The organism is Actinoplanes sp. SE50/110 (assembly GCF_900119315.1).
Lineage (GTDB): Bacteria > Actinomycetota > Actinomycetes > Mycobacteriales > Micromonosporaceae > Actinoplanes.
In genome coordinates this window covers 614951-632023 of the sequence record NZ_LT827010.1, presented here as the reverse complement: position 1 = coordinate 632023, position 17073 = coordinate 614951, and the positions used below count along the sequence as shown (strand labels likewise).

Genomic DNA, 17073 nt, shown 5'->3' with positions numbered 1-17073 from the left:
GCCCGTCGATGGGTGATGCTCATTGTCATTGGTGCACATAACTAGAGCTATATTTGGATCTTTACCAATTCGAGATCACTTCGCGTACGAAATTCGGACACATCAGCCGTACCGCACGGCCTCTCCGTTCCTCATGATCACGATAGGCAGGGCGGGAAGCGGTCGTCGCATGGCGAGGTCGGGGCCGGATCTTCCTCATCTCGAACGGTTCCCGGTCGAAGGGGAGGGCCGGCAGCGACGCCGCACCGCGGCCTGGCTCGAAACGAGGCTCCATGACCGAAGCACGCCGGACCGACCGGAGCCCCGCGCCTGCGACCGTCGCCGCGCTTGCCGCGGAGCTGGACGAGCTGACCCGCAACAGAGGCTCCGACATCGCAGTGGCCCTGCCCCGCCTGCTCAAGGTCGAACAGTGCGCCGCCGAAATGGGCGAGGACATCCTCAAGTGGCGGGCGACCCTGCTGCGGGCTGATCTCACCGACCGCACGGGCGACTTCGCCGCTGCCGCGCGGTTGAGCTGGCAGGCGCTGCAGTGGGGCACCGAACACGGCTGTGCCCAGGTCGTCTCCCGCGCGCACGAGCTGATCGGCCGCGGATCCCGCACCATGGGCGACCCGCTCAAGAACCTGGACCACATGCTGCAGGCGGTCGAGGCACTGGACGACACGGTTCCCAAGTCGGCTTACCTGGGCATTCTGGTCAAGCTCGCCGATGCTCTGGCGGAGACCGGCTCGATGCCGGAGGCCCGCCAGCGCTACGAGGCCGCCGCGCGCCTGGCGCTGGAGGTCGGCGATGTGGAACGCCAGGCCATGATCTACAACAACTGGGCCCACGGCGAGTACGAGGCCGGCTGCCCCGACGACGCCCGCACGGCCGTCGACCGGCTCCTGGCCTTCAACACGGCGACCGGCCGTGCGTTGGACTGCTGCGACCTGGACACCGTGGCGCGGATCCGTCTCCTGCTCGGGGAGCATCGGGCCGCCGAGGAGGCCGCCCGGGCCGCGCTGGACGCCTATCGGGAGAGCGACAAGGTCGAGGCGGACCGCGAGGCGGAGCTGCTGCTGACGGTCGCTGTCACGCAGCGTCACCAGGGTGACCTGGCCGGCGCGCAGGTGTCGCTGGACCTCAGCCGATCGTTCTGCGACGACCTCAACCTCGGTCTGCTCGCCGCGCTGGTTCAGCGGGAACAGTCCGAGATCCATGCCGCGGCCGGCCGGTGGGAGCAGGCCTACCGGGCGTTGCGCGCACACCAGGAGATCGAAACGAAGCGGGCCGACGCGCAGCGCGAGGCGCAGGCCCGGAACCGACAGGTGATGTTCGGCTTGAGCGAGGCCCGCCGGCAGGCCGAATCATTTCGCGAGCAGGCCCGTCGCGATCCACTGACCGGCCTGCACAACCGCCGGCACATGGACGAGCAACTGCCGGGCCTGCTCGCCGAGGCCGCGCGCACCGGCGCACCGATCACCGCCGCGGTGCTGGACCTCGATCACTTCAAGCGGATCAACGACACCCTCTCGCACGAGGCCGGCGACACCGTGCTGAGCCGGCTTGCCGCCCGGCTGTCCCAGGTGCCGCTCGGCGACGACGGCCTCGCCGTCCGGCTCGGCGGTGAGGAATTCCTGCTGGTGATCACGGGCGTCCGGCCGGCCGAGGCCATCTTCCGCCTCGAGGATCTCCGGCGGGACATCGCGGAGGAGTCCTGGGCGACGATCACCGGCGACCTGCCGGTCACCGTGAGCATCGGCGTGACGACCAGTGACGCCGGCAGCACGGTGAACGGTTTGCTCGGCCGCGCCGACGCCGCACTGTACGAGGCGAAGCACGGCGGCCGTAACCAGGTGCGCGTCGACCCCGGATGCGACCTGACGGAACGGCGGTGGTTCCGCAGCCTGCGCTGACCGCCGCGCCACGCGGCGTCGCCGCGTCCGGTGGGCAGTGCCGGCGGCGCGCAGGCTGGTCGCGGGCCCGGAAGCTACTTGCCCGCCGCGCCGGCCGCGCGCTTGGCTGCGGCGGCTTTGGCGGCCGCCAGTCTGGCTGCCGCCCGCTTGGCCGCCGCAGCCTTGGCCGCGGCGATCTTGGCGGCGATGCTGTTCGCCTTGCCGGCATTTCCCGCGCCGGCATCAGCCGCGGCCCCATTGGCCGCCGCGCCATTGATGGCGGCGCACTTGGCCGCTATCCGTTTGGCCGCGTCAGCCTTGGCGGCGGCAATTTTCGCTGCGATGCCTTTACCTTTGGCACCCTTACCGGCAGCCGCTTTACCGAACGCCGCACCCTTACCGGCAGCGGCTTTACCGAACGCCGCACCCTTACCGGCAGCGGCCTTACCGAACGCCGCACCCTTACCGGCGGCGGCGTTACCCGCGGCATTGTCACCGGCGGCCTGGCCGTTCGCGGCACAGAAGGCCGCGAGACGCTTGGCGGCCGCCGCCTTGGCCGCCGCAGCCCTGGCCGCGGCGTCTTTGGCACCGGCCGGGTTCTGGCCCGGCGCGGCTGCCTGGCGCCCGCCGAAGGCGGCCAGATCGGTGGCCGCGCGGGGGGTGGTGCTCGCGTTCGCGAACTGCACGCCGGTCACCGTGCCCACCCCCAGCACGCCAGCCACCACGACCGCTCCGATCGCCTTACGACGACGTCCGACAGCACCTCGGTACACACGTGAACGCACGAAATTCTCCTCGTCCTCAGCGTTGGTCTCACCGGTTGTAGATCAATACGGAGACAGCCGCTCGAACGGTTCAACAATTCTTCCGACCGCATGCATTGGATCGACGAAATCGAATTTTCTCGGCCGGTCGCGGTCATCTCCGCAAAGCCGGACGGTAGACCCGGCCGCCGGTTTGTTTTGATGGGAGGATGACCCAGCGGACGTCACCCGGGAAACTTCGCAGGCCGATCTGGCGCGGCTGGATACATCTCATCTGGTTCCTGCTCTCCTTGCCGGCCGGCGGGTTGCTCATCGCCGGGGCCCGCGGCGAAGGCGCGGTCGTCGCGGCCGCGGTCTACGCGGGGACGGTCAGCGCGATGTTCGGTACCAGCGCCCTCTACCACCGGGTCAGCCGGCCGCCCGCGCTGCGCCGGCTACTGCAGCGCCTCGATCATCTGATGATCTTCGTGCTGATCGCCGGCAGCGCCACCCCGCCGTACCAGCTTGCCGTCCCGGCCCGCTACCACGGCATCTGCCTGGTGGTGATGTGGGCGCTCGCGGCGGTGACGGCCACCCTGCACGTGGCGCGAATGCAGGCTCCGGAGCGTGCGGTCGGCGGCACCTACATCGGGCTGGCAGCCGTGGCGGGCCTGGCTCTGCCGCTGATCTGGATCCACGCCGGGCCGGCTGCCGGGGCCCTCGCGGTCGCCGGCGGTCTGTTGTACGTCGCCGGGGCTCTCGCCTACCACTACCGCAGGCCCGATCCGGCGCCGTCGGTGTTCGGCTATCACGAGGTCTTCCATGCGCTGGTCAGCGCCGGGGCCACCTGCCACTACGCCGCCGTCTTCATGCTGGTGACATAGGGGAGAGGCGGTCCTGACGGGACTTGAACCCGCGACCTCCGCCTTGACAGGGCGGCGAGCACTCCAACTGCTCCACAGGACCTTGCAGAAGGCAACCTACCAGGCCCCCCGGTCGCCACCAACTTCACGGCGACCATGTCCAGACCGTGCAGAGGTAAACGCCGTACGCCGCGGAAATCAAGGTCATCGCGGCCAGGACCGCGACCACGGTGGTCCGCCGCGCCCGGGCCAGCGTCGCCGCCACCGGCAGCAGCAGGGGGAACGCCGGCAGCAGCAGCCGCGCCTTGGAGTGGTAGTAGCCGTGGCCGAAGAACGCCAGCGCCACGATCGCCGCTGAATAGATCTTGAGCTGCCACGGCGCCACCGGGTCCGTGGCCAGCACGGCGAGCAGGGTCAGCGCGGCGATCAGCAGTAGCGTGACCACGAAATACGCCGGCGTGGACTCCCCGGTCAGCAGACCGCGCGCCGCCCTGACGGTGTATCCGCCCAGGTCGTACGACATCCTCCAGGCGTCCTTCTGAACGTGCACGTATCCGTCGGCGCGTCCCAGCCGCCACCCGACCCACCCCGCGTAGCCGAGCAGGCCGATCGGCGCCAGCGCCGCGGCCGCCCACGGCCGCCAGCCGTCGCGTCGCCGCACGATGGCGACCAGTGCGGCGGCCCCGACCACGGCGATCAGTGCGGCGGCCGTCGGGCGGGTCAGGCCGGCCAGCGCGCAGAGTGCCGCCGCGGTCAGCCACCGGCCGCGGGTCAGGGCATGCACGGCGGCCGCGGCCAGCGCGGTGAACAGGGTTTCGGTGTAGCCCATCGACTCGACGACGGCGTGCGGGAGGACCGCCCACAGCCCGGCGAGCAGGATGCCGGTGGCGCGGTCGTGCAGACGGGCGCCGACCGCGTAGAGGCAGCCGGCGGCGACCAGGCCGGCCAGCCAGGCGACGGCGATCCCGGCCCGGTCCGCGCCGCCCGGGACCAGTGGGTCGGCCAGCCGGGCCAGGGCCGGGAAGAGCGGGAAGAACGCCAGGTTGGTGGGGGCCAGGGTGCCGTCGGCGTGCACCGGGATCGCGGTGTCGTAGCCGTGCCGGGCGATCCCGGCGTACCAGGCCGCGTCGTATGCGCCGAGCAGCGCCCACGGATCGCGGTGTTTCTCGGCCACGAAATGCCAGGTGAAGATGAGGCTCACGGCCCGCAGCACCAGGTACAGGGCGACCGCCGGCCAGGCCGGGAACAACGGCGGCACGGGAGCGGGAGCGGTGCCGGTCCGCACCCGGCGGACCGGAGCGGCCGGAGTGGCGGGGGCGGGCGGAATCCGCAGCACCGGAAGGTCGCTGACGGCCGGGAAGTCCCGGGAGACGATCGAGAACGGCTCGGGCGCCCGCACCGCGGGCCGCGGCCGGCGGCGGGCGCGACGGGGGTGGGCGACTCCGGCAGCCTCCGGCGCGAACACGGCTCTGCGCGGCGACCGGTCCCGGGACCCGGACCAGGATCGGGAGAAGTCGCGCCGGGGCAGCCGTGTCCGGACACCCGCGGGTCGCCGCAGACGCGTGCCGGCCACCCGTCCACCGTGCCACATCCGGCGCTCGCGGTCGCCGGAAAGGGTGGGATCGGGGGCGCATCATGACAACCGGACGGACGGCCGTCCCCGTCCAAGGGGTGATGACCCGACGGAGGGTGCGTGACATGCGGGACGGCGCGGAGCAGGAATACATCGAGTACGTCACGGCGCGGATCCCGGCGCTGCGGCGGCTGGCGTTCCTGCTGGTCGGTGACGAACACCGGGCTGACGACCTGGTGCAGCAGACGATCACCACGCTGTATCTGAAGTGGCGGCGGGCGTCCGCGGCCGAGCACCTGGACGCGTACGTGCGCACCATGCTGGTCCGCACGTATGTCGACGAGCGCAGGCTGGCCTGGGCCCGGGTGCGGCTGTTCCAGCATGCGCCGGAGCCGCCGCCGCTGGAGCCGGGCGGTTTCGAGGAGCGTCAGGTGGTCCGGGCGGCCCTGGCCCGGCTGCCCCGCCGTCAGCAGGCGGTGCTCGTGCTGCGGTTCTTCTACGACCTGCCGGTGGAGGACGTGGCGGCGACGCTCGGCTGCTCGACCGGCACGGTGAAGAGCCACACCTCCCGGGGGTTGATCACCCTGCGTCGCCTGCTCGGCGAGCCGGAGCTCGCCGTGACGAACTGAGGAGCCGACATGCCGTCCGATTTTGACCTGTTGCGTTCGATCGACACCGAGCCGCGCGCCACGTCCACGGTGGACGTCGGCCGGGCGATCAGTACGGCGCGCCGGCGACGCAGCCGGCAGCGCACCACCTATGCCGGGGTGGCGGCGCTGGCCGCCGTGGTGCTCACCGGCGGCGTGCTGACCTGGCGGCCGTCCACGCCGACCGCCGCCGACAGCACTCCCGGGTCGGCGGCGCCGGTCGGGGTGAAGCCACCCACGAGGTGCACCGTGCGGCAGCTCCCGATCCCGGACGGTGCGCCGGCAGCCCTCGTCGCCGGCGCCGACCGGACCGGGAGATACCTGGTCGGGCGCTCCTATCCGAAGGAGAACGAGTGGCAGCCGGTGATCTGGCAGGACGGCGCCGCCAGCACGGTGCCGATTCCGGGCACCTTCGAGAAGCAGCTCGCGGATGTCAACGCGTCCGGCGTCGCGGTGGGCTGGGGCTTTTCGTCAAAAACCACCTCCTTGCCGTACGTCTTCGGCAACGGCCAGGTCACCCGGCTCCCCGGCGTGACCGGCGGCCAGGCTCTGGCGATCAACGACAGGGGAGCGATCGTCGGCGATGACGGCAGCCGGCCGGTGCTGTGGCGGTCGGCCACCGCACAGCCCACCCGCCTGCCCGTGCCACCCGGCACCACCCACGCCCAAGCGACCGATATCGACCAGGACGGCACGGTCGTCGGGACGATCGACGACCGCATCCCTTACGTATGGCTGCCGGACGGCACGCATCACCCGCTCAGCCTGCCGGACCTGGACGGTGAACCGGTCGAGGGGCGCGCCTTCCACATCAGCGGCGGCTGGGTGTCCGGGGTGGTCAACACCCGTGGCGCGGCGGCCGGGCTGGCCGCGGAGAGGGGCGAGATCCGGGTGGTCCGGTGGAACCTGCGGACCGGGGCCGCGACCCCGGTCACGGCGTTCGACAAGAGGGCCGACGCGATCAACGCGCAGGGCTGGCAGACCGGGATCGCGGCGGGCGGCGGTGGCGCGGTGCTGGTGGCCGACGGCACCACGCTGCCGCTGAGTGGCCTGGCACCGGCCGGCGACGACCGGCTGGCGGTCATCGCGAACGCGGTCAGCTACGACGGCCGGACGGTGGCCGGGCAGGCCGACGACGCCGCCGGCCGGATCCAGCCGGTGGTGTGGACCTGCTCCTGACCGGATCGGCATGGTCGGGCGATCAGGCGTGGACGGGGATGGCGCTCGACGGCCACCGGGAAAGGCTTGGCGGTACGCCGTGGGCGCGACGCCGAGGGAAGAAGGGCGCGGCGATTGTTCAGGACGCACTGCGGCCACATCGCCGCGTCCGCTCGCCCCCAAGAGCAGCGATCAGATATCGGCCGCGGCGCACGGCATCTGAATGTGAACTTTATTGATGGGGTTCTACGCCGAAGGCGACGTCCAGACGGTATTTCGTTCCGGTGTAGCGGGACTCGCTCAATTCCAGCGGCCGGCCTTCCTGATCGAGGATCAGGCGCTCCTCCACCAGTAGCGCGGTCCCCGCGGGAACGCCGAGTTCGCGCGCGTCCTCCTCGTTGGCCGGCTGGGCGGTGATCGTCGACGTTCCCCTGGTCGGGATGCGGCCGAGCGCCACCAGCGCCTCATGCACCGATTGCGAGAGGTCGAAGTCCAGCAGTGCGCCGAGCACCCCGGGGTAGCAGGCGTGCTCGAAGGCGAACGGATCCCCGTCGGCCTGCCGGACGCGATAGATGGCGACCACGTCCCCGGCCCGCTGCCGCAATCTGGTGGCCTCGATGACGGTCGCCGGGCGCAATTCCGCGCTGACGACGCGCGACGACGGCTCCTTGCCCCGCTTGCGGATCTCCTCGCTGAGGCGGATCAGGTTGTCGGCGCGGCGCGGGCCGGTGGGGACCGCGACGAAGGTGCCGCGACCGGGCGCGCGGTAGGCGAGGCCGTCGTTGACCAGCTGGGTGACGGCGGCACGCGCGGTCATCCGGCTGACGCCGAACTCGCGGGCCAGCTCCGGCTCGGAGGGCAGTGGGTCGTGCGGCCGGGCCTGCGCGATCCGCGCTCGGAGCTCCTGCTCGATGCGGAAGTAGCGCGGCGCGAAGTCGGGTCCGGCGGACATGAGGCACACCCTACCGATAGCGACAACCTGTCTAGACAGGCGGTTGTCTAGACAGGTACGGTTCGGCCCTATGGATTTCTCGGTGTCGCAGATCGCCCGCATGATCGATCACTCCATCCTCCAGCCGCAGTTCACCCTCGAGGACGTGCGTCAGGGGTGTGCCGTCGCCGCGAAGTACCAGGTCGCGTCGGTGTGCGTGCGCCCCTCCGACGTGCCGCTCGCGGTCGAGCTGCTGCGCGGCACCGACGTGCGGGTCGGCACCGTGATCGGCTTCCCGCACGGTGACACCAGCACCGAGGTGAAGGCCGCCGAGACCGAGCAGGCGGTGGCCCGCGGCGCCTCGGAGATCGACATGGTGATCAACATCGGCTGGCTGCGGTCCGGCGACGTCGCCGCGGTGGAGACCGAGATCAAGGAGATCGTCCGGGTGGCCGGCGAGGCGCACGTGAAGGTGATCCTCGAGACGGCCTACCTCACCGACGAGGAGAAGCTCGCCGCGTGCCGGGCCGCCGAGCGGGCCGGCGCGGCGTTCGTGAAGACCTCCACCGGCTTCGCCCCGACCGGCGCGACGATCGACGACCTCGCCCTGATGCGGTCCGCCGTGTCGGCCAAGGTGCAGGTCAAGGCGTCCGGCGGGATCCGCGGCCTGGACACGCTGCTGGCGATGGCGGCGGTCGGCGTCACCCGCTTCGGCACCTCCGCCACCGAGGAGATCCTCGAAGACCTGGCGCGGCGACAGGCGACAACCTACGCCCGGCGCGCCTGAGAAGCGGCGGGCCGGGCCTCACAAAGGCGCCGGCCCGCCGTACCTTTATGATCTTGGCGCGTGATCCACAAACGACTGTCCACCATGGTGGCGGCCGGGTTGATCGGCGCCGCCACCCTGCTCGGCGCCACCCCGGCACACGCCGACGAGACCGATCCACCCCGGGTCGAGCTGGTCCTCGACGTCAGCGGGTCGATGCGGGCCGCCGACATCGACGGCGAAACCCGGATCGCGGTGGCCAAACGCGCCTTCGGCAAGGTCGTCGACGCGCTCCCGGCGGACACCCGGCTCGGCATCCGGGTGCTCGGCGCCACCTACGCCGGCAAGAACAGGAAGGTGGCCTGCCAGGACACCCAGCAGATCGTCGGAGTCGGGCCGGTCAGCGCGGTGCAGGCGAAGAACGCGATCGCCACCCTGAAACCGACCGGGTACACCCCGATCGGGCTGGCGCTGCGGAAAGCGGCCGCGGACCTCGGCGACAGCGGTTCGGTCCGCCGGATCGTGCTGATCACCGACGGCGAGGACACCTGCACGCCGCCCGACCCGTGCGAGGTCGCCCGGGAACTGGCCGCCCAGGGCACCCACCTGGTGATCGACACGCTCGGCCTGACGCCCGACGAGAAGACCCGCAAGCAGCTGGTCTGCATCTCCACGGCGACCGGCGGCACGTACGCCGCGGCCAAGAGCGAACAGGAACTCACCGACCGGGTGCAGCAGCTGGTCGACCGGGCCGTGGTGCCGCCACCGGTGAAACCGGCCGTGGTCACCGGCACCGCGGCCTGCGCCGGCGCGCCGCTGTTGGCGCCGGGCGTCTACACCGACCGGGAGCAGATCAGCCAGCACCGGTTCTACCGGGTGGCGGTACCGCCCGGTCAGGAACTGCGCGCCTCGGTCAGCATCGCGCTGGACCGGGCGGTCAACCCCGACTACGGCGTGTTGCTCACCGCCTCGACGCCCGGTGGCCGCGAGCTGGTCCGCGGGCTGGACGCCGGCAGCGGACGCACCGATGTGCTGTCGGCCGGGCTGCGCTGGGCCGCCGAGCAGGGCAGCGAAGTCTGCCTGACGGTGAGCAACTCGTTCGCCACGGCCACCACCAGCCCGCTGGGCATGCCGGTCGAGCTGACCATCGGCCTGACCGGCGCCTCGCACGCCCCGGACGCCCCCGGACTCGGCCGCGGCTTCCTGTTCCTGCTGGTCCTGGCGGTCGCCGGACTGATCGCCGGCATCCTGGCCGGCTGGGCGACCCGCTACTGGGTGGCCACCTGGAGGGAGAACTGATGCGGAGCACGACGTACGCCGCCGCCGCCGTCGCCCTCGCGGCCCTCGCCGTCCCGGCGCCGGCCCTGGCCGATGACCCGTCCCCGGCGCCCGCCGTACACCTCGCCGGCACCTCGTTCCTCACCGCGGTGCCGATCAGCGCCGGTCAGCCGGTGCAGGTCGGCGCGGTCACCGGCGACTACCTGTACTGGCAGTTCAGCGCGGACGCCGGGCAGCGGCCGGAGCTCACCGCGGCGGTCACCCTGCCGGCCACCGGCCGCACCGGCGACGAATCCTGGATCATCGAGGTGTTCGACGGCCTGCGCCGCCGGCAGGCCTGCGTGGCCGGCGAGCAGAGCCCGGTCGCGGCCCGGGACGCCGCGCAGGTGACCGTCGGCTGCCGGATCCGGCAGGTGCGCTCGTGGGCCGAGCCGCAGGACGGTGACCCGCTGCCCGGCACCTACTACGTGCGGCTGTCCAGCACCAGGACACCGGAGACCGACCTGGGCCTGCCGCTCAAGGTCAGCCTCACGCTCACCGCGGACAGCGGCGACCTGGACACCGACCAGGGCACCCTGGCCCAGCCTCTGGTCCCGGACAACCGGCCCGGCACGGTGCTGACCACTCCGGCGCCGTCGGCCACCCCCTCGGCGGCCGCGGACAGCACGTTCAGCGCGGACTGGCTGCCGGACTTCTCCGGACGCTGGTTCTGGACCGCCGGCGGCGGCATCCTGGCCGCCCTGACCGGCCTGTTCGGCTTCTCCCTCACCCGGCGCCGCCGGCTCCGCTGACCCCTCGACCGCCCCGGGACCGGCACTGCGGTCCCGGGGCGGTGACGAACTTCTAGAAGTCGTCGTCGAAGGTCACGCTGCCGGTGACGCCGACCTGGTAGGCCGAGACCCGGCGCTCGAAGAAGTTCGACAGCTCCTGCACGTCCTGCAGCTCCATGAAGGCGAACGGGTTCTTCGAGCCGTAGACCGGAGCGATGCCCAGCACCTGCAGCCGCCGGTCCGCGACGTGCTGCAGGTACTCCCGCATGTCGGCCAGTGACATTCCGCTGACGCCCTGCTCGAGCAGGTCGGCGGCGAACTGCACCTCGCACTCGACGGCCTCGGCCAGCATGTCGCGGACCTGCTGCTGCATCTCCGCGTCGAACAGGTCCGGCTCCTCGCGGCGGACCTGGTCGACCACGTCGAAGGCGAACGCCATGTGCATGCTCTCGTCGCGGAACACCCAGTTGGTGCCGGACGCCAGGCCCTGCAGGACGCCGCGGGAGCGCAGGAAGTACACGTACGCGAAAGCGCCGTAGAAGAACAGGCCCTCGATGCACGCGGCGAAGCAGATCACGTTGAGCAGGAAGGCCCGCCGGTGCTCCCTGGTCTCCAGCCGGCGCAGGTCGAAGACCGAGTCGATCCACTTGAAGCAGAATTCGGCCTTGCGCGCGATCGAGGGGATGTTCTCGATCGCGGCGAACGCCTCGAACCGCTCCGCCTCATCGGGCACGTAGGTGTCGAGCAGGTTCAGGTAGAACTGGACGTGCACGGCCTCCTCGAACAGCTGCCGGGACAGGTAGAGCCGGCCCTCCGGGCTGTTCACGTGCTGATACAGGTTGAGCACCAGGTTGTTCGCCACGATCGTGTCGCCGGTGGCGAAGAACGCGACGAGCCGGGACACCAGGTGCTTCTCCGCGTCCGACAGGACCGCCAGGTCGGCGAGGTCGGAGTGCAGGTCGACCTCCTCGACCGTCCAGGTGTTCTTGATGGCGTCCTTGAACCGGTCGAAGAAGTGCGGATACTTCATCGGCCGCAGGGTCAGGTCCATTCCGGGGTCGAGCAGCATTACTGGCAGGCCTCGCAGATGTCGGGGTTTTCCAGGGACGCGGCGAGGGCACCGTCGGTGTCGCCGAGCAGGTTCAGGCTGAGGGTGGCGACCTGACCCGGGCCGGACGGGTTGGCGACCAGGGTGGTGGTCGCGGCCGGGACGACCGGGATCGTCGCGGCGGGGACGACCGTGGTGGCCGCGACCGCCGTGGTGGCCTGCTGGATCCGCGTCGCCGGGCGCGAGCGCAGGTAGTACGACGTCTTCAGGCCGGACTTCCAGGCGTACAGGTACATCGACGAGAGCTTGCCGATGGTCGGGGCGGCCAGGAACAGGTTCAGCGACTGGGACTGGTCGATGAACGGGGCGCGGGCGGCGGCCAGGTCGATCAGGGCCCGCTGCGGCAGCTCCCACGCGGTCCGGAAGATCTCCTTCACGTCCGCCGGCAGCGCCGCGATGTCCTGCACCGAACCCTCGGCGCGCTTGATCGCCTCCCGGATCTCGGGGGTCCACAGGCCGCGGGACTTCAACTCGCGTACCAGATAGTTGTTGATCTGCAGGAACTCGCCGGACATCGTCTCGCGCTTGAACAGGTTGCTGACCTGCGGCTCGATGCACTCGTAGCAGCCGGCGATGGACGCGATGGTGGCCGTCGGGGCGATCGCGACCAGCAGCGAGTTGCGCAGCCCGTGCGCCGCGATCCGCTCCTTGACGGCGGCCCAGCGGGCGCCCTGGGTCATCGGCGCACCCCACAGCTCCGGGTGCAGATCGCCCTGCGCGGCCCGGGTCTCGGCGTACGCCGGATGTGCCCCGAACTGCTCGGCGAGCCCCGCCGACGCCTCCAGGGAGGTCAGGAAGATCTCCTCCTGCACCCGGGTCGACAGCTCCTTCGCGGCCGGCGAGTCGAACGGCAGGCGCAGCGTGAAGAACGCGTCCTGCAGACCCATCAGCCCCAGTCCGACCGGACGCCAGCGCGGGTTCGACACCGCCGCCTGCTGCGACGGGTAGTAGTTGATGTCGATCACCCGGTCCAGGAACACGACCGCGGTGCGCACCGTGGCCCGCAGCCGCTCCCAGTCGACCCCGTCGGCGGTGGTGTGCGCGCCCAGGTTGATCGAGCCGAGGTTGCAGACCGCGGTCTCGTCGTCCGAGTTGACTTCGAGGATCTCGGTGCACAGGTTCGACAGGTGGATGGTGTTGCCGGGTGCGCCGGTCTGGTTCGACAGCGCGTTCGACCGGTCCTTGAAGGTCATCCAGCCGTTGCCGGTCTGCGCGAGCGTGCGCATCATCCGCCCGTACAGCTCCCGGGCCTTGATCTTCTTGACCGCCTTCTTCTCGGCGATCCGGTACGCCTCGGTGAACGCGTCACCGAACAGGTCGGGCAGTTCGGGGGCGTCCGAGGGGTCGATCAGCGACCAGTCCTCGTCGGCTTCGACCCGGCGCATGAACTCGTCCGGGATCCAGTTCGCCAGGTTCAGGTTGTGGGTGCGCCGCGACTCCTCGCCGGTGTTGTCCCGCAGCTCCAGGAACTCCTCCACGTCCGGGTGCCACGGCTCCAGGTACACGCACGCCGCGCCCTTGCGCCGCCCGCCCTGGTTGACCGCGGCCACCCCGGCGTCCAGCGTCTTCAGGAACGGGACGATGCCGTTCGACTTGCCGTTCGTGCCCCGGATCAACGCGCCCCGGCCGCGCACCCGCGACCAGGCGATGCCGATCCCGCCGGAGAACTTCGACAGCTTCGCGACCTGGTGATACCGCTCGTAGATCGAGTCGAGCTCATCCTTCGGCGAGTCGACCAGGAAGCACGACGACATCTGGGTGTGCCGGGTGCCGGAGTTGAACAGCGTCGGTGAGCTGGGCAGATAGGCCAGCGACGCCATCAGCCGGTAGAACCCGATCGCCTCCTGCGCGGTCTGCGACAGTCCACAGGCCACCCGCATCAGGAAGTACTGCGGGGTCTCGACCGGCACCCGCTTGATCGGGTGCCGCAGCAGGTAGCGGTCGGCGACCGTGCGCAGCCCGAAATACTCGAACCGCAGGTCGTTGGCGACGTCCACGGCCGCGTCCAGCTCCGCCCGGTGCGCCACCACGAACGCGTGCGCGTCGTCACCGATCAGCCCCTGCGCGAAGCCCAGCTCGATCGACTCGCTGAACGTGGTCGCACCCTGCTCCCGGACCTCCTGCTCCACCAGGTCGATCAGCAGGCGCGCGGCCAGCCGCGAATACTGCGGCTCCTCGCCGATCAGCTCCGCGGCGGTCTGGATCGAGAGCTTGTCCAGCTCCTCGGTGGTGGCGCCGTCGTACAGCCCGCTGATCGTCTTGGTGGCGACCCGCAGCGGATCCACCTCGTCCAGCCCGGTGATCCACCGCTCCACCGCGGTCACGATCTTGTTGACGTCGACGGGCTCGAACTCACCGTTCCGCTTCCGCACCCGCATCACGTGCCGCCGCTGCTCCGGCACGCCGGTCTTCTCCGGTGTGAGCGTCATGGCGCCCTCTTCCCCCTAGCGAGTCAACAGGCCGAAACCCGCGCGGGAAGACACCGACATCCCGCCGACGCGCGCACGCGTTCGGCGGACCCCCTCGGCGTCGGCCGTCCCGCGCGGCCTCCGACCGCCGCACACGGTCGTATGCGGCGCGCTGGCAGGTCTTCGGACTCGCGGGCGTGTATCGCTTTCCTACTGGCCGTCGCTTCCCAGGCTCACGCCCAGTGCTGATGTGACGGCGGTCGTTCCCACTCACCGCTGCGGGGCAGTCCCGGTCTCGCACCGGATTCCCTCTTGCCTCGGCAACCCATCTCACAGGCCACCGAACCAGCTGCGTCCGACACTATATATGGGATCGACATGCACGGTGCAACGCCACATGGTGTGTCGCACACCCTTGCGCCCACTCCCCCGAAAGCCCCCAAAAGTAGATCCCGGACGGATTACCGGCATCCTCGTGCAGTACGGCACACCGCCCCTGCCAGCGCGCCCGCGCCAGATCGTCGATCATCGCCACGCGCGCCCGGGTCAACCGCGAAACCCCGGCGCCGGCCGGCGCCACCGCCTCGGTCACCGGCTGCATGGCGCCGATCCGCCCCGCCGCACCCGGCTTCAGCACCCGATCACCGCCTCCGCAGGCGGTATCGCACGAAGCCGATGGCGAACAGCAGCGGCGCGACACCGATGATGGAGATGAGGGTGACGAGAGCGGTCACCCACCGCCTTGGCGGCACCTCGGCACGCGAGTAACCGACGCTGCCCCGGCTGCCCGTGTTCTCCCCGATCGTGAAGGTGTCCCCGGGCTTCTCGTCGGTGAAGAAGCCAGGCTTGCCGATCATCACCCGCTCGCCACCGCCGCCGTTCCACCGAATGGACACGGCACACGCTTTGACATAGCCGAATCCGCTGAGACCGATCGGCCCATCGCGCTCACACTGCTCGACGGTGGCCTCACCGGTACGGCGCGCATCAGCGATGTCCGCGCCCGTGAAGCGGCTGATGGTGACCGCCGTGCCGAACAGAGCTGCCGAGATGACCATCAGAATCACCACGAACGCCACCTCGATCAGCCAGCTGCCCGGGCCGCCCTCGACCGTCGCCGCCGCCTCCATCGAGGCCCGCGCCTCAGCACGCTGCTCCTCTGCCTCGGCCATCAGCTCGGCCATGCGACGTTTTCGATCCGCCGCACGCTTCTCATGGCTCATCACACGCTCCTAGCGATATTTACCGGGGCATGTCCACATCGGGGGAGGTCTCGGCGTCGCCGATCATGGCGTCGCCGGTAGCTCCGCCGTTCTGGATACTGTTTCCTTTGAGCGCTTCCCGTATGGCATCCGAGGCGATCTCGATCTTCGTGCCATAGACGGCATCGTCAGCGTCGCCGAAGGTTCGGTACGCCTCTTTCCACCCACCCCATGACCCGCTGCTGTCCGCCGGGTAGGTATCCGCATTGACCTTGGCCGAGTTGAGGAGCACCGCCGGCATGCTGATGTCCGAGGCGACCTTGTCCAAAAAACCTCTGAGGAAAGCACAGAGCCTTTCCAGCTGCGGGAACTTCATCCCCAGCCGGACCATGTCAGCGGAAAGCCTCCGCAGCACTCGAACGATCTTTGCGGAACATTCGGCAACCATCATCGCCACGCTGGTCAACACCTCAGGGATGGTCACCACCAGAAGCGCCTGCAACGCCTTCGAGATCGCCGCACCGACAACCTCGGCGATCAGATCGCGGACGGTGTTGCGCACCACCCCGACCATCGCGCCGGCAGCCAGCGTCGCGTCGGCCACAGCGCCGGACACCACGCCCAGGGCACGAACCCCGTCGGCTATCCCGGCCGCCTTCGCCCGGTACTCGTGAACGGCTTGCGCTTCCCACGGGGCCGTGGCGGCCGTGACCTGGGCGGCGAAGAAGTTCACCGCAGCGTTGACCTGATCGCGGACATTCCTCCAGGTGGCCGCATGTCCTTCGATCTCCTTGGGATCACCGGCCAGCCAGTCGAGCGGCTCCCGTAAGCAATTCAGGTGCTCCATCAGCCAGCCGACGCCGGCCGCGAACACCGCCTGGAAAGGATCGAGCACGGCGCCGAGGGCGCTCATCCCGGCGACGACCGAATTGCCGAACCCGGTGAGGAAGTCACCCTGAGAAAAGCCGTCGGCCGCACCCGCCACGGCTTCGAGGATGCCCGCGCCCTCGTACCATTTGGTGTCCGCGGCCGGCGCCGTCAGCGGAGCCCGCGAGACGGCGAAGGAGTCGCTCACCGGATCCGCCTGAGGCCGGCCGCGGAAATCCCATCGGTCTCCTCGAAAGCGGTGGCCATGGTCCGCAATTGGTCGGCGAGCCCCCTCATCCCCTCGGAAGCGTGGCGCATCACGTCGATGAGCTCATCGCCCTGGGGATGGAGATACAGGTTGGTGAAGAGGGGGCCGATCAGATACCCGTACGCGTCGCTGGACATTCGAGCGCCGGCACCGGCCGACCGGGCTTCGTCGAGCATGCGGGCGACCTCGTCGACATCGCGAGCATGCCGGCGGACCTCGTCCGGGGAAATCTCCACGCTCATCGACGGTTCTCCTCGTCGACAGCGGGCTTCGGGTACCGCTTCGCGTATGCCTCGTTGATCAGCGCCGCGGTTCCGGAGTCCGAGCCGTAGACCGAGGCCACCAGCTCACCGACGTGTTCTGCGAGCCGCCCCTGCGCACGGTGCGTCGTCTCCACCACCAAGCGCGCCAACTCGTCCAGCGAGAGCCGGTCGGCCTCCGGGTGGAATCGCAGGTCGGCCAGCCCGCCGGCTGAATTGACCCGCACGCTCACCTCGCCACCCGGCGCGCGCCCGGTCGCCTCGATCGCCTCCAGGGCCGCGCTGAACCGAAGCGTGCGCTGCGCACTCTCCTCGACCCGCGCCTGAAAGGAGCGCATGGGGTCATCCACATCGAAC

At 70.4% G+C, this 17073-nt stretch carries 16 protein-coding genes, 1 tRNA gene and 1 riboswitch; of the genes, 7 read left to right on the top strand and 10 right to left on the bottom strand.

What is annotated here, in order from left to right; translation table 11 throughout:
• Positions 1 to 272 precede the first annotated feature (272 nt).
• Positions 273 to 1895 carry a diguanylate cyclase gene (locus tag ACSP50_RS02785; RefSeq protein WP_014687636.1) on the top strand — a complete coding sequence of 541 codons (1623 nt, stop codon included), beginning with the start codon at positions 273 to 275 and terminating at the stop codon, positions 1893 to 1895.
• Positions 1896 to 1969: 74 nt separating this feature from the next.
• On the opposite strand, the gene ACSP50_RS02780 is transcribed toward ACSP50_RS02785, so the two are convergent.
• Positions 1970 to 2659 carry a histone gene (locus tag ACSP50_RS02780; protein WP_157432760.1) on the bottom strand — a complete coding sequence of 230 codons (690 nt, stop codon included), beginning with the start codon at positions 2657 to 2659 and terminating at the stop codon, positions 1970 to 1972.
• 188 nt (positions 2660 to 2847) lie between these two features.
• On the opposite strand from ACSP50_RS02780, the gene ACSP50_RS02775 reads away from it, so the two are divergent.
• Positions 2848 to 3501 (top strand): hemolysin III family protein, encoded by a 654-nt coding sequence (locus ACSP50_RS02775; RefSeq protein WP_014687634.1) that lies wholly within the window; start codon positions 2848 to 2850, stop codon positions 3499 to 3501.
• An 8-nt stretch (positions 3502 to 3509) separates the two neighbouring features.
• On the opposite strand, the gene ACSP50_RS02770 is transcribed toward ACSP50_RS02775, so the two are convergent.
• Positions 3510 to 3583: transfer RNA gene (locus ACSP50_RS02770), tRNA-Asp, on the bottom strand.
• 42 nt (positions 3584 to 3625) lie between these two features.
• Positions 3626 to 5053 carry a hypothetical protein gene (locus ACSP50_RS43680; protein WP_231956848.1) on the bottom strand — a complete coding sequence of 476 codons (1428 nt, stop codon included), beginning with the start codon at positions 5051 to 5053 and terminating at the stop codon, positions 3626 to 3628.
• Positions 5054 to 5178: 125 nt separating this feature from the next.
• Here ACSP50_RS43680 and ACSP50_RS02760 point away from each other — a divergent pair, with 125 nt between their 5' ends.
• Positions 5179 to 5682: a SigE family RNA polymerase sigma factor gene (locus ACSP50_RS02760; RefSeq protein ID WP_014687632.1), complete on the top strand. Its 504-nt coding sequence runs from the start codon at positions 5179 to 5181 to the stop codon at positions 5680 to 5682.
• Between the two features lie 9 nt (positions 5683 to 5691).
• Entirely contained in the window at positions 5692 to 6879 is a 1188-nt protein-coding gene (locus ACSP50_RS02755) for a hypothetical protein (protein WP_014687631.1), read from the top strand.
• Positions 6880 to 7090: 211 nt separating this feature from the next.
• Here ACSP50_RS02755 and ACSP50_RS02750 read toward each other — a convergent pair whose 3' ends face one another.
• Positions 7091 to 7810, bottom strand: a complete 720-nt coding sequence (locus ACSP50_RS02750; RefSeq protein WP_014687630.1) for a GntR family transcriptional regulator — start codon at positions 7808 to 7810, stop codon at positions 7091 to 7093.
• A gap of 70 nt (positions 7811 to 7880) precedes the next feature.
• Between ACSP50_RS02750 and deoC the strand changes: the two genes are divergently transcribed.
• Genes deoC through ACSP50_RS02735 form a run of 3 tightly spaced genes read left to right on the top strand, consistent with a single transcriptional unit; the run spans position 7881 to position 10624 of the window.
• Positions 7881 to 8576 carry a deoxyribose-phosphate aldolase gene (deoC, locus tag ACSP50_RS02745; RefSeq protein ID WP_014687629.1) on the top strand — a complete coding sequence of 232 codons (696 nt, stop codon included), beginning with the start codon at positions 7881 to 7883 and terminating at the stop codon, positions 8574 to 8576.
• Between the two features lie 60 nt (positions 8577 to 8636).
• Entirely contained in the window at positions 8637 to 9854 is a 1218-nt protein-coding gene (locus ACSP50_RS02740) for a VWA domain-containing protein (RefSeq protein ID WP_043510746.1), read from the top strand.
• Positions 9854 to 10624 (top strand): hypothetical protein, encoded by a 771-nt coding sequence (locus ACSP50_RS02735; protein WP_014687627.1) that lies wholly within the window; start codon positions 9854 to 9856, stop codon positions 10622 to 10624. Before ACSP50_RS02740 ends, ACSP50_RS02735 begins: the two co-directional genes overlap by 1 nt.
• Positions 10625 to 10676: 52 nt before the next feature.
• Here the strand turns inward: ACSP50_RS02735 and ACSP50_RS02730 are convergent, their stop codons facing one another.
• From ACSP50_RS02730 to ACSP50_RS02705, 6 genes are all read right to left on the bottom strand, one after another.
• Entirely contained in the window at positions 10677 to 11672 is a 996-nt protein-coding gene (locus tag ACSP50_RS02730) for a ribonucleotide-diphosphate reductase subunit beta (RefSeq protein WP_014687626.1), read from the bottom strand.
• Positions 11672 to 14140, bottom strand: a complete 2469-nt coding sequence (locus tag ACSP50_RS02725) for a ribonucleoside-diphosphate reductase subunit alpha (protein ID WP_014687625.1) — start codon at positions 14138 to 14140, stop codon at positions 11672 to 11674. Before ACSP50_RS02725 ends, ACSP50_RS02730 begins: the two co-directional genes overlap by 1 nt.
• Positions 14141 to 14275: 135 nt before the next feature.
• Positions 14276 to 14484: riboswitch (cobalamin riboswitch) on the bottom strand.
• 276 nt (positions 14485 to 14760) lie between these two features.
• Positions 14761 to 15342, bottom strand: coding sequence for a DUF6346 domain-containing protein (locus ACSP50_RS02720; RefSeq protein WP_014687623.1), 582 nt, complete (start codon positions 15340 to 15342; stop codon positions 14761 to 14763).
• Positions 15343 to 15361: 19 nt separating this feature from the next.
• Positions 15362 to 16396, bottom strand: coding sequence for a hypothetical protein (locus ACSP50_RS02715; RefSeq protein WP_014687622.1), 1035 nt, complete (start codon positions 16394 to 16396; stop codon positions 15362 to 15364).
• Positions 16393 to 16692 carry a type VII secretion target gene (locus ACSP50_RS02710; RefSeq protein ID WP_157432759.1) on the bottom strand — a complete coding sequence of 100 codons (300 nt, stop codon included), beginning with the start codon at positions 16690 to 16692 and terminating at the stop codon, positions 16393 to 16395. The genes ACSP50_RS02715 and ACSP50_RS02710 overlap by 4 nt, the downstream gene beginning before the upstream one ends.
• Before the next feature lie 2 nt (positions 16693 to 16694).
• The gene (locus ACSP50_RS02705; protein ID WP_043510741.1) at positions 16695 to 17054 is read right to left on the bottom strand and encodes a YbaB/EbfC family nucleoid-associated protein; all 360 of its coding nucleotides are present in this window, start codon (positions 17052 to 17054) and stop codon (positions 16695 to 16697) included.
• Between the last annotated feature and the right edge of the window lie 19 nt (positions 17055 to 17073).